Origin of the sequence: Kitasatospora sp. SolWspMP-SS2h (assembly GCF_003259315.1) — a bacterium.
Classification (GTDB): Bacteria; Actinomycetota; Actinomycetes; order Streptomycetales; family Streptomycetaceae; genus Kitasatospora; species Kitasatospora fiedleri.
This window is the reverse complement of sequence record NZ_QLLT01000013.1, coordinates 180,820-193,853: the sequence shown is the minus strand read 5'-3', so window position 1 is coordinate 193,853 and position 13,034 is coordinate 180,820. Positions and strand designations below refer to the sequence as shown.

Here is a 13,034-nt window from a genome sequence, read left to right as displayed (position 1 = left end):
GTTCGCCCCAGTGTTCGAGGACGACGTGTGGCCGTACGGGGACGACACCGGCGGGTGGCTCGGCTGACGGCCCGTCGGGCGCCCGGCGCGGTGTGCCACCTCGTGGGTCACCCGCCGGGCCCTGCCGGACGGCCGGCCGACACCACGGGTGCCGGCCGGCCGCCGGTCGCCGGGGGAGGGGTTCAGCGCTGGTTCACGTCCGGCTCCATTGCTGGTTGGGGCCGCCGTTGCAGGTCCAGATCTCCAGGAGGGTGCCGTTGGCGGTGCCGCGGCCGGTGGCGTCCAGGCACTTGCCGGAGGGGGTGTTGACGACGGTGCCGTCCGGGCGCAGGCTCCACTGCTGGGCGCCGGTGCCGTTGCAGTCGTAGAGCTGCACCGGGGTGCCGTCGGCGGTCGCGGCCGAGCGGACGTCCAGGCACTTCCCGCCGCCGTAGACGGTCAGGCGCCCGGAGGCGTCCGACGTCCAGGACTGGTTGCCGCCGCCGTTGCAGTCCCACAGCGCGACCTGCGTCCCGTTGGTCCGGGTGGCGTTGGGGACGTCCACGCAGCGTCCCGACTCCTGCCCGCGCAGGACGCCCGCGCCGCCCGGCCTGCCCAGTGCGGCGACCAGGGCCTCGGCGGCGCTCGCCTGGGTGGTGGGGGTCCACAGCGCGAACGGTCCGACGAAGGAGTTGCCCTGCTGGCCGGCGGCGTTGGTGTCGGTGGCGAGGATGGAGTTGGCGGTGGTGGTGAGGAAGGCGTCGTACTCGGTGCTCCCGGTGGCGGTGGCCAGGGCGCGCAGGTAGCGGGCGAAGATGCCCTTGAACGCCGAGCCGTCGCCGGTGCAGTTCGGCTCGCAGCCGTCGTACAGCACGCCGCCCCGGTTGAAGCGGGCGACGGCCGCGGTGGCGATGCCTTTCGCCGTGGTCAGCAGCGAGGCGTCGCCGGTGGCGCGGGACTGCTCGGCGAGGCCCTGGAGGATGACGCCCTGGTTGTAGGAGTAGTTCGCCGTGCTGAAGGTGCAGTCGGGCACGTTGAGCCCGTCCTGGACCAGGTTGCCCTTGATCAGGCCGGAGTTCTTGAACCAGTTCCACTCGGCGCCGGCCCAGCCGCCGTAGGTGGTGTCGCCCGCGATGCGGTTGTGCAGCCCTGCGGTGGCGGCGAGGAACAGCTCGTTGGCGATGGACGCCTTGTACTTCTTGGCGGTGCTCCAGTAGACGCCGCCGCCGCAGGTGCCGTCCCAGTAGCCGTGCATGTAGTCGGTCGCGGTCCTGGCCGTGTTCAGGTAGGCGGTGTTGCCGGTGAGGTCGTAGGCCTGCAGCCACACCAGGGCCCACCAGCCGGTGTCGTCGATGTACTCGTTGGTGAAGTTGCCGTTCTTGGCGAACGCGCCGGAGATCGCGTAGTCGTAGCCGCGGTCGCCGGTGGCCTGCTCGTACGTCATCACCGTGCTGAGCGACACCGCGGCGGTCCACCAGCCGCCCGCGTCGATCCGGCCGGTGTTGGCGTCGTACGACTTCATCAGGACCGCGACGCTGTCGGCCGCCGGGGACGACGCGGCCCGGGCGCCGGGGGCGCTCGGGATCAGCAGCAGCAGGCCGAGCAGGGCGACGACGGCCCGTGCCGCCCGTCGTCCGACTGGGGAGGTGTTCATGCGTCGGTTCCACTTCTCGTGGGGGAGGAGGTGGCCGGTCCGGGCGCGGAGGGGGCCGCGCCCGGACCGGAGGGGGACCGGAACGGTCAGGAGGGGAGGTTCCAGCGCTGGGCGTTGGTGTTGTTGCAGTCGAAGATCTGCAGCTGGGTGCCGTCGGTGGTGCTGGAGTTCGGGACGTCGAGGCAGCGGCCGGACTGCGGGTTGACCAGGGCCTTGGTGGCGCGGTTGTAGGTCCACTGCTGGCTGCCGGTGCCGTCGCAGCCCCACAGCTGCACCAGGGTGTTGTTGCCGGTGCCGCCGAAGCTGACGTCCACGCACTTGCCGACGACCCGCAGGGTGCCGTCGCCGCCCACGGTGACCTGCTGGGCGGCCGAGTTGTTGCACGACCAGATCTGGATGCGGGTGCCGTCGGCGGTCGAGCCGGTGTTGTCGTCCAGGCACTTGCCGCCGTTGTCGGAGGTGACCGGGCCGGTGGCGTTCACCGGCGGGCCGGGCGGCTTGGCGCCGCCGTCGCCGTTGTAGGACGGCGGGGCGGCCGAGGCGGCGGTGGCCCAGCCGGTGTTCGCGGCGGTGCCGAGGACCAGGTCGAGGGTGCCGCCGCCGGTGGCGAAGGACGCGGGCAGGTAGGCGTTGTTCCAGGTGGCGCCGTTGAGCCTGGCGCTCTGGACGTAGGGGGCGTTGTCGGCGGCGGCCGGGGCGTTGACGACCAAGTGGCCGCCGCCGCCGAGGGTCACGTCGACGGAGGTGAACAGCGGGCTGCCCAGGGCGAGGTCGGCGGTGCCGGGGGTCTCGGGGTAGAAGCCCATGGCCGACCAGACGTACCAGGCGCTCATCGTGCCCAGGTCGTCGTTGCCGACGCCCCAGCGGGCCGGGTCGTTCGGCCACAGCTGGTCCTGGACCTGGCGGACCAGCTTCTGGGTCTTCCAGGGCTGCCCGACGTAGTCGTACTCCCAGGGCAGTTCGATGGAGGGCTCGTTGCCGAGGTCGGCGTGCGCGCCGCCGGAGCCGTGGACGTCCGACAGCACGCTGTCCAGGTAGGCGGCGTACTTGGCGTTGCCGCCCATGGCGTCGGCCAGGCCGCGGATGTTGTGCGGCACCGCGCCGGTGTACTGCCAGGAGGTGCCCTCGACGAACTGGTCGCTGCTGGTCGGGTCGAAGCCGCCCTTCCAGGCGCCGTTGGCCTGCTTGGGCTGGATGAAGCCGCTGCCGGGGTTGAAGACGTTCTTCCAGTCCTGCGCCCGGTTGGCGAACTGCGCGGCGGTCGTGGTGTCGCCGAGCGCCTTGGCGAACGCGGAGGTGGCGAAGTCCTGGGCGCTGTACTCCAGCAGGGTGGCCGCCGAGCCGTAGAAGTCCCGGGGGTAGCTGCCGTCGGAGGGCAGGTAGCCGTACTTGGTCTGCAGGTCCAGGCCCATCCGGATCGGGTTGGCCGTGGTGCCTTCCTTGACCATGTCGGCCTTGGCGGCGGCGGTGTCGAAGTTCCGGGCGCCGAAGGCGTAGTAGTCCGCGACGATCGCCGGGCCGGGGTCGCCGTTCATCACCTGCGTCTCGGCGGAGTTCAGCGACCACTTGGGGAAGAAGCCGGCCTGGGCGTAGTCGTTGACCAGCGACTGCGCGCTGTCGGACGCCTGCTGGGGGGCGACCAGCGCCTCCAGCTGCGCCTGGGTGCGGTAGATGTCCCAGCCGGAGTACGTGCCGTACTGGGCCCGCTGGCCGCCGGAGACGGTGTGCACCTGGTGGTCGAAGCCCCAGTAGCGGCCGTCGGAGTCGCTGAGCAGGTTCGGGTGCAGCAGGGAGTGGTAGAGCGAGGTGTAGAAGACCTTCTGCTGGTCGGAGGTGCCGCCGGCCACGGCGATCCGGCCGAGCACGGAGTTCCACGCGTCGTGCGCGGCGGTGCGGGTGCCGTTGAAGTCCCAACCGCCGTTCTCGGCGGCCCGGTTGGCGGCGGCCCCGGCGATCGAGACGTAGGACAGGCCGACCTTGGCCTGCACCACCTGGTTGCCGGTGGTGTCGAAGGTGACCGAACCGCCGCCGTTGAAGGTGCCGCTGGAGGTCATCGGCCGGTCGAAGACCATGTCGAAGTAGGCGGTGTACGAGGGCGCCGAGGCGCAGAACAGGCCGGCGTCGACCGAGCCGCTGACCTCGGTGCTGCTGACCCGGTTGAAGTGCAGGTTGGTGGCCTTGTCCGCGTTCAGCTTGAACAGCAGGTTGGCCTGGGTGCTGGCGGGGAAGGTGAAGCGCGCCATGCCGGAGCGGGCGGTGGCGGTCAGTTCGGTCCGCACTCCGTTGCCGAGGGTCACCGCGTACGAGCCGGCGCCTGCCGACTCGTTCCCGTGGCTGAACGTCTGGGTGGCGCCGCCGTCGACGCCGCCGAGCGTCGGCAGGACGGGGATGTCGCCCATCGCCCCGCAGCCGGGTCCGGAGATGTGGTTGAGGCTGAATCCCGTGACGACGTTGTCGGAGTAGGCGTAGTTGCCGCCGGGCGGCCGGGACGAGGTGTCGGGGCTCCACGACACCATGCCGAACGGGGTGACCGCGCCGGGGAAGGTGTTGCCGCCGTTGGAGGTGCCCAGCAGCGGGTTGACCAGGCCGGCGGGGTCGGACACCGCGGCCGGTGCGGCGGCCTCGGCGGGGGTGGTGGGGGCGGCGAACCCGAGCAGGAGGAGGCAGCTCGCCAGGGGGATGCGCCATCGTTTCACGTGCGGCTCCCGATGCGGGCGGCGCGGCTGTCGCGGCGCGGGTGGGGGGTGGGGGGTGGGGGCGAGGGTGGCAAGTCCCGCACAGCAAAAGGCAGTTGCGGAAGACCTGTCAACGCTCCGGGCCGAAATGACAACAACAATCAACAGGCGCGGCAGGGGTGCTGTTCGAGTGTGGTGGTGCGCCCGCAGGAAGTGGTCAAGCGGCATCCAAGGACGTGGCGTGGTGCGCGCCGTGGTGCCCGTGCCGCTCGTGACCGCAGGTCGGGACGGGTGCGACGGGCTGCCGGGGACGGCGTGGGGCCGGGTGAGGGCACCGGATCCGGATTCTGGTCAAGTCGCCGGGGAGGCGCGGCCGTCGAGCACCGGCCCCGGCGTGGACGGCGGCGGGGCGCGCCCGCCCGTCCAGGCCATTGACGCGGTCATGGTTGCTGGCTAGTTTCGGGCTGTCTCCTCCGTTGTCCAGACCATTGACGCGACCGTAGCTGCTGGTTAATTTCGGAGAGCGCTCTCTCCTGTGGAGCGCCCCCCTCGCCACGACACTCCGGCGGGCAGTTCCCATGCCTGTCGGCCGGTTCGGGTCGCCGATGTCTGACAACGTTGTCTAACCCGCTTCCCCGGCCGCAGCCGCAGGGGGCGGCGGGGCAGGCCCTCCGGCGGCTCCGGCGCGAGCCGACCGGCGCGCCATGTTCGATCGTGCCTATTTTTTGCGCCATCCGGCGCGCCATCGCACATGAATGAACACCAAGCGGTAATCCCTCCGGCGAAGGATGTCACTCATGTCACGACTATGGAGACTCGCCCCGCTGTGGGTACTCACGCTGCTGGCGGCCGTGCTCGCCGTCGGCACCGTCCCCGCGCAGGCGGCCACCACGTCCGTCACCGTGGACGGCACGCAGGGCGGCCGGACGTTCGACGGGATCGGCGCGATCAGCGGCGGCGGCGGCAACTCCCGGCTGCTGACCGACTATCCGGCGACGCAGCAGGCCCAGATCCTGGACTACCTGTTCAAGCCCGGGTACGGCGCGAACCTGCAGTTGCTGAAGCTGGAGATCGGCGGCGACGCCAACTCCACCGACGGCTCCGAGCCGTCCGTCGAGCACTCCCGCGGAGTGATCAACTGCAACGCCGGGTACGAGTTCTGGCTTGCCGAGCAGGCCAAGGCCCGCAACCCCGACATCGGCCTGTACGGCCTGGCCTGGGCGGCGCCGGGGTGGATCAACGGCGGCTTCTGGTCCACCGACACCATCAACTACCTGATCTCCTGGCTGGGCTGCGCCAAGCAGCACGGTCTGACGATCAGCTACCTCGGCGGCTGGAACGAGCGCGGCCACGACGCCAACTGGTTCGTGCAGCTGCGTTCGGCGCTGAACAACGCCGGCTACTCCGGCGTCAAGCTGGTGGCCGACGACAGCGGCTGGGGCGTGGCCGACGACATGGCCACCAACGCGGCGTTCAACAACGCGGTGTCCATCATCGGGGCGCACTACTCCTGCGAGGGCGGTGACGGCGGTAACGCCAACTCCTGTTCCAGCAGCACCGCGGCGAAGAACAACGGCAAGCCGCTGTGGGACAGCGAGAACGGCTCGCAGGACATGAACACCGGGGCGCCCTCGCTGATCCGGGCGATCACCCGCGGCTACGTCGACGCGAAGATGGTCAGCTACTTCAACTGGCCGCTGCTGGCGGCGATCTACCCCAACCTGCCCTACAACACGGTGGGCCTGGCGACCGCTAACTCCCCCTGGTCAGGCAACTACACGATCGGCGCGAGCACCTGGGCCACCGCGCAGGTCACCCAGTTCACCAAGCCGGGGTGGCGGTTCATCGACTCGGCCTCGGGCTACCTCGGCGGGGCCGAGTCCAACGGCACCTACGTCACCGTCCGGTCGAACACGTCCGCGGACTACTCGACGATCCTGGAGACCACCACGGCCGGTTCGGCGCAGACGGTGAACCTCGCCGTCAAGGGCGGCCTGTCCACCGGGACGGTGCATGTGTGGGCGACCAACGTCAACAACCCCAGCGGCGCCACCTCGTTCCTCCACACCCAGGACATCACGCCGAACAACGGCGCGTACTCACTGACCCTGCAGCCCGGCTACGTCTACACCGCCACCACCGTCGCCGGGGGCGGCAAGGGCACCGCCGCGCCGCCCGCCGCGCACGCCCTCGCACTGCCGTACTCCGACACCTTCGACGGCTACGGCAGCGGCACCGAGGCGAAGTACCTCTCCGACATGCAGGGCTCCTTCGAGGTCCAGCCCTGCACCGGCCGCTCCGGCCAGTGCGTGCAGCAGATGGCGCCGGTCAAGCCGATCGAGTGGCAGGACGACTCCGACAGCTACGCGCTGATCGGCGACACCACCTGGGCGAACTACACCGTCAGCTCCGACGTGTACCTGCGCGGCGCCGGAACCACCGAACTGATCGGGCGGGCCAACACCCAGCAGCGCCCGCAGTCGCACATGAACGCGTACTACCTGCGCATCCGCGACACCGGGCAGTGGTGGATCGAGAAGATGTACACCGACGGCTCCAACCACACCCTGGCCACCGGCACCACCACCGCGCTGGGCACCGGCAAGTGGCACAACCTGTCCCTCACCTTCCAGGACGCCACCATCAGCGCCAAGCTCGACGGCGCCCAGTTCGGCTCCGTCACCGACAACTCCTTCGCCAGCGGACAGGCCGGGCTGGGCATCCAGGGCTACCGCACCGACCAGTTCGACAACCTGTCCATCACCCCCGGCACCGGCGGCGGCACCGGCGGCACCCCGGGCGGGACCGGGGCGGTCGTGTCGGCCAACGGCGGCAAGTGCCTGGACGACGACACGGCCTCGACCGCCAACGGCACCAAGGTCCAGATCTGGACGTGCAACAACTCCGCCGCCCAGCAGGTGACCGTCGCCCCCGACGGCACCCTGCGACTGCTCGGCAAGTGCGTGGAGGTCACCGGCAACGGCGGCACCGCCAACGGCACCCTGGTCGAACTCTGGGACTGCAACGGCGGCAACAACCAGCAGTGGAGCTACAACGCCTCCACCGGCGCCCTGGTCAACCCGCAGTCCGGCCGCTGCCTGGACGTGCCCGGATTCAGCACCACCGACGGCACCCAGCTGGAGATCTGGGACTGCAACACCGGCACCAACCAGCGCTGGACCGTCCCCACCACGTGACGCCCCCCTCCACCACGTGACGCCCTCCCCGCCGGCCGCGGCCGCCCCGGCCGGGAGCGCGGGCACCCCGACGTGACCGGCTCCGCCACCGCCGACGGCACCCGGCTGGACGTGTGGACCTGCGACGGTGGCGCCAACCGGCGCTGGACCACCCTGCCGGCCGTGCCGTGACCCCGGCGGTCCGCCGCACCACCATCGCGAAGCCGCCGCGGCCCGCGCACCTCCCCGCCGCCGAACCCGAGGTCCGCCACGCCGCTTCCGCCGGAACCGGCTTGATCCCCCCACTCCCGTGAGGACCACGCATGAAGACGCGCACGGCGACCACCGCCACCGCACTCATCCCGCTGATCGCCTCCCTGGCCCTGGGTACCGCGCTGCCGGCCGCGGCGAGCGAGGGGCCGACGACCACGGCCGCAGCCACGGCCACTGCGACGAGCCGGGCCGCCGCGGCGCCCGCCGCCCTCCGCCTGCTGCCGCTGGGCGACTCGATCACCTGGGGCGTCGGCACCGGCAGCGGCAACAGCTACCGCTCCGCGCTGTGGAACCAGTTGGCCGCCGAGGGCCACCCCGAGGACTTCGTCGGCTCGGTCCGCAACGGCACGCTGTCCGACCCGGACAACGAGGGCCACTCCGGCTGGCGCATCGACCAGATCGCCGGCATCGCCGACTCGGTGCTGGCCCGCTACCGGCCCAACGTGGTCACGCTGGAGATCGGCACCAACGACCTCAACCAGAACTACCAGGTCGCCACCGCCGCCGACCGCCTCTCCGCGCTCATCGACCAGATCAACCGGGACGCCCCCGACGCGACCGTGCTGGTCGGTACCCTGATCGTCTCCACCAGCTCCACCGAGGAGCCCAACCGCCCGGCCTTCAACGCCAAGCTCCCCGGCATCGTCCAGGCCAAGCAGGCCGCCGGCAAGCACGTCCGCCTGGTCGACCTGGGCACCCTGACCACCGCCGACCTCTCCGACGCGCTGCACCCCAACGACAGCGGCTTCGCCAAGATGGCCACCGCCTTCAACAGCGGCGTCCAGGCCGCCGACAGCGCGGGCTGGATCGGCGCCCCGGTCACGGTGGGCGGCCCGGTGCGGTCCGGCATCGCCGGCAAGTGCCTCGACGTCAATGCCGGCAGCAGCGCCAACGGCACCGCCGTGCAGATCTGGTCCTGCAACAACACACCGGCCCAGAAGTGGAGCGCGAACCCCGACGGCACCCTGAACGCCCTCGGCAAGTGCCTGGACGCCACCGCCGGCGGCACGGCCGACGGCACCGAGGTCGAGCTGTGGGACTGCAACGGCGGCGCCAACCAGCAGTGGCAGCCGTACGACGGCGGCTACCGCAACCCGGTCTCCGGCCGCTGCCTGGACGACCCCGGCTCCGCCACCGCCGACGGCACCCGGCTGGTCCTGTGGACCTGCAACGGCGGCGCCAACCAGCGCTGGACACCGCCGTCGGCCGTGGCGTGAACCCCCGCTCCCGCACCCGGCGGCATCCGCCGTCCGGAACGCGGGCCGGTGGCCGCGAGGGGAGACAGATCCGTCCTCCCCCTTGACGGAAGTGCATGACAAGGGTGTCATGTGTTGTATCTCGTTCGAAGATGTTCGTTGTTGGTGGCGCGAGTCATCGAAGCCCACGAAGTCCCCCGGACCGGTCCCACCCGCCGCCACCGCTGTCCCCGCACCCCATGCCGAACCCCGGCACACGCTCAAGGAGCCACCATGTTCCGCACCACCGCCGGCCGGGCCGCCGCCGCCGCGACCGGCCTGCTGCTCACCCTCGGCCTGGCCACCGGCTGTTCCACCGGCAAGGAGTCGGTGAAGTCCGACGGCGCGCCCGCGGCCCCGGTGAACGGCCGGATCTCCCTGACGTACCTGCAGAAGCAGGGCGACCAGGAGTACTTCGTCGGGGAGGCGGACGGGGCGAAGGCGAAGGCCGCGGAGCTGGGGATCGACCTGAAGGTCGTCAACCTGGGCAACGACGCCAACAAGACGGTCAGCGAGGTGCAGTCGGCCGTCGCGCAGAAGAGCAACGGCCTGATCATCGTGGTGCCGGACCCGGCGGTGGGCCCGCAGGTCGTGCAGATCGCGAAGGACGCGAAGGTGGCGCTGCTGACCTCGGACGACCAGATCTGCGCGACCGGCCCCGACCCGGCCTCCTGCGACAAGGAGCAACTGGTGCCGCGGATCGGCTTCTCCGGTGCCCAGATGGGCGGCGAAGTCGGCAAGCGCGCCGCCGAGGAGTTCAAGAAGACCGGGTGGAACCCCGCCGACACCCGGATCATCTCCGCCTGGAAGCAGGACGTCACCGTCTGCGGGGACCGGGTGAAAGCCGCGAAGGAGGCGTTCGCGGCCGGATCGGGCGCCCAGATCCAGAGCATCGACGTGGCGACCGACAACACCCCGACCGGCGCCCAGGACAAGATCGCCGCGACCGTCACCGCCAACGCGGGGGTCAAGCACTGGGTCGTGTGGGGCTGCAACGACGAGAACGTCCAGGGTGGCGTGACCGCGCTGGAGAACGCCGGCATCGGCGCCGACGACGTGATCGGCGTCGGCCTGGGCGCCTACCTCGCCTGCAAGGACTGGAGCGGCAGCAAGCCGTCGGGCATGAAGGCGGCGCTGTTCATCAACGGCAAGGACGTCGGCGCGCTGGCCGTCCAGACCATGTACGACAAGCTCAAGAACAGCAAGGACTTCCCGAAGGAGGCCTTCGCCCCCACCACCATGGTCGACGCGGCCACCTGGAAGTCCGCGGGCGTCACCTGCAACTGACCCCGGCCACCCGCCGCCCCGGCACACCGCCCCGGCGGGGCCGGGGCGGCGCCCCGCCCGCCCCGCGCGGCAGGCGGCCCCCGTCCTCCCGCACGACCCGAAGGTGACCAGCGTGAGCACAGCGCACGACCCGAACCCGCACCCCCGGCCGCCCACCGCCGGAGCCGGTGTGCACCACCTCTCCAAGCGGTTCGGCCCGGTCCGGGCCCTCGACGCCGTCACCCTGGACTTCCCGGCCGGCCGGGTGACCGCGTTGATGGGGGAGAACGGGGCCGGGAAGTCGACCCTGTTGAAGATCCTGACCGGTGACCACCAGCCCACCGAGGGACGGGTGCTGCTGGACGGCCGCCCCCTGTCCCTGGGTTCGCCGATCGACGCGCGCCGGGCCGGCATCCGGATCATCCCGCAGGAACCCGAGATCATCCCGCACGTCTCGGTCGCCGAGAACGTCTACGCCGGCTCGCTGCCCCGCGCGGCCGGACGCCGCCTGGACCGCGCCGAACTGCGCCGCCGCATCCGCGCCGACCTCGACCGCCTGGGCTTCGCCGGCGTCCTGGACCCCGACCTGCTCGGCTCCCGACTCACCCCCGCCCAGCGCCAACTGGTCGAGATCATGCGGGCGCTGACCGGCGAGGCCAAGGTCATCGCCTTCGACGAGCCCACCTCCTCGCTCTCCGACCACGAGGTCGAAGCGCTCTTCGCCCTCATCCGCCGCCTGCGCGCCGACGGCATCGCCGTCGTCTACGTCTCCCACCGCATGCAGGAGATCTTCCGACTCGCCGACCGCATCGCAGTGCTGCGCGACGGCGCCCTGGCCGGCGTCCTGGACGCCGCCGCCACCGACGAGGGCGAACTGGTGCGCCTGATGGTCGGCCGCGACCTGTCCGCCATGTTCTCCCGCGCGCACGTCGCCACCGACCGCGTCGTCCTGGACGTTCGCGGTGTCAGCACCGACGACGTCCACGACATCGACCTGACGGTGCGCGCCGGCGAAGTCGTCGGCCTGGCCGGGCTGATCGGCGCCGGCCGCTCCGAACTCGCCCTCGCCCTGGCCGGCGACCGCCCCGTCCACACCGGCACCGTCACCCTCGACGGCCGGCGCCTGCGCACCGGACACCCCGGCGACGCCATCAGGGCCGGACTCGGCCTGGCCCCCGAGGAACGCAAGGCCCAGGCCCTGTTCCTGCACCGCTCCATCCGCGACAACACCTCCACCGTCGTCCTGGAGCGCCTGCGCCGCCTGCGCTTCGTGCGCCGCGGCGCCGAGCGCGAACTCGCCCGGCACTACACCGACCGCCTGCGGGTGCGCACCCCCTCCATCGAGACGGAAGTCCGCAAACTCTCCGGCGGCAACCAGCAGAAAGTCGTCCTCGCCCGCTGGCTGGCCCGCAAACCCAAGGTCCTCATCCTGGACGAGCCGACCCGCGGCATCGACATCGGCGCCAAGGCCGAGATCTACCAGATCATCGCCGACCTCGCCGCCGAGGGCGTCGCCATCCTCGTCATCTCCTCCGAACTGCCCGAGGTCCTCGGCCTCGCCGACCGCATCCTCGTCATGCAGGGCGGCCGCATCACCGGCGAACTCGACCGCGCCCACGCCACCGAGGAGAACATCCTCAGCCTCGCCATGGCCGACGACCTCACCACCGCACCCGCCCCTGGAGCCACCCCGTGACCACCACCACCCGGCCGGCGGCACCCGCCAAGCCCACCGGCACCACCGCCCGCTCGCTGCTGGCCTCCGTCGGCGGACAGAACCTCAGCCTGATCGGCGCCCTGGCCGTCGTCCTCGCCCTCTTCGGCGTCCTGAACGACAACTACCTCAGCCTGTCCAACATGCAGGTCATCGCCGAAGCCGCCACCATCACCGGCCTACTCGCCGTCGTCCAGACCGTCGTCATCATCTGCGGCGGCCTCGACATCTCCGTCGGCTCCCAGGCCGGCGTCGCCTCCGTCATCTCCGCCATGGCCTTCACCTCCGCCGGCGCCAACCCCTTCGCCGGCATGGCCGCCGCCGTCGGCGTGGGCCTGCTGATCGGCGTCCTCAACGGCGTCATCATCGTCTACGGCCGGGTCAACCCCACCATCGCCACCCTCGCCGGCCTCGCCGCCTACAAGGGCCTGGCCCAACTCGTCTCCAACGGCCGCGCCCAGGGCTACGTCCTCAACGACGACGTCTTCATCTTCCTCGGCCGCGGCAAGATCGCCGGCCTGCCCGTCATGGTCTGGATCCTCATCCTCACCGCCGCCGCCGTCCACCTCCTGCTCAAGTACACCGACATCGGCCGCAACATCTACGCCATCGGCGGCAACGACACCGCCGCCCGCCTCGCCGGCATCAACATCAACAAGTACCTCGTCGCCGTCTACGCCCTCATCGGCGCCGTCGCCGCCGTCGCCGGCATCCTCCTCACCGCCCGCACCGGAAGCGGCCAACCCACCTCCGGCAGCGAAGGACTCGAACTCAAAGCCATCACCGCCGCCGCCCTCGGCGGCTGCGCCCTCAAGGGCGGCAAGGGCGGCATCGGCGGCACCCTCCTGGCCGTCGCCCTGCTCGGCTGCCTGGAGAACGGCCTCACCGTCGAAGGCATCAACGCCTTCTGGCAGAACGTCGCCCAGGGCGCCCTCCTCGTCATCGCCGTCGTCATCCAGCAGCGCCGCAACGGCGAACGCCCCATCGGACTCCCCGCCTGACCCCGACCCGGCCCCGCCGCCCTCGGCACCGGCGGGCCGGGCGGCCGGTGCCCGGCGCGTT

At 71.5% G+C, this 13,034-nt stretch carries 7 protein-coding genes; 5 read left to right on the top strand and 2 right to left on the bottom strand.

The features are described 5' to 3' along the window. Positions 1-193: 193 nt before the first annotated feature. Together K353_RS35730 and K353_RS18165 are read right to left on the bottom strand one after the other, a co-directional pair. Positions 194-1,633, bottom strand: a complete 1,440-nt coding sequence (locus tag K353_RS35730) for a glycoside hydrolase family 76 protein (protein WP_111554660.1) — start codon at positions 1,631-1,633, stop codon at positions 194-196. A gap of 86 nt (positions 1,634-1,719) precedes the next feature. Further along, positions 1,720-4,329 (bottom strand): lectin, encoded by a 2,610-nt coding sequence (locus K353_RS18165; protein WP_233533653.1) that lies wholly within the window; start codon positions 4,327-4,329, stop codon positions 1,720-1,722. A 776-nt stretch (positions 4,330-5,105) separates the two neighbouring features. Between K353_RS18165 and K353_RS18155 the strand changes: the two genes are divergently transcribed. The 5 genes from K353_RS18155 (at position 5,106) to K353_RS18135 (ending at position 12,973) form a co-directional block, all read left to right on the top strand. After that, the gene (locus K353_RS18155; RefSeq protein WP_111554657.1) at positions 5,106-7,505 is read left to right on the top strand and encodes a ricin-type beta-trefoil lectin domain protein; all 2,400 of its coding nucleotides are present in this window, start codon (positions 5,106-5,108) and stop codon (positions 7,503-7,505) included. A gap of 302 nt (positions 7,506-7,807) precedes the next feature. After that, positions 7,808-8,974 (top strand): SGNH/GDSL hydrolase family protein, encoded by a 1,167-nt coding sequence (locus K353_RS18150; protein WP_111554656.1) that lies wholly within the window; start codon positions 7,808-7,810, stop codon positions 8,972-8,974. A gap of 252 nt (positions 8,975-9,226) precedes the next feature. Next, entirely contained in the window at positions 9,227-10,279 is a 1,053-nt protein-coding gene (locus K353_RS18145) for a substrate-binding domain-containing protein (protein ID WP_111554655.1), read from the top strand. A gap of 112 nt (positions 10,280-10,391) precedes the next feature. Beyond that, positions 10,392-11,954: a sugar ABC transporter ATP-binding protein gene (locus tag K353_RS18140; protein WP_233533652.1), complete on the top strand. Its 1,563-nt coding sequence runs from the start codon at positions 10,392-10,394 to the stop codon at positions 11,952-11,954. Then, on the top strand, positions 11,951-12,973 hold the full coding sequence (locus tag K353_RS18135; RefSeq protein WP_111554653.1) for an ABC transporter permease: 1,023 nt from the start codon (positions 11,951-11,953) through the stop codon (positions 12,971-12,973). Before K353_RS18140 ends, K353_RS18135 begins: the two co-directional genes overlap by 4 nt. Positions 12,974-13,034: the final 61 nt, after the last annotated feature.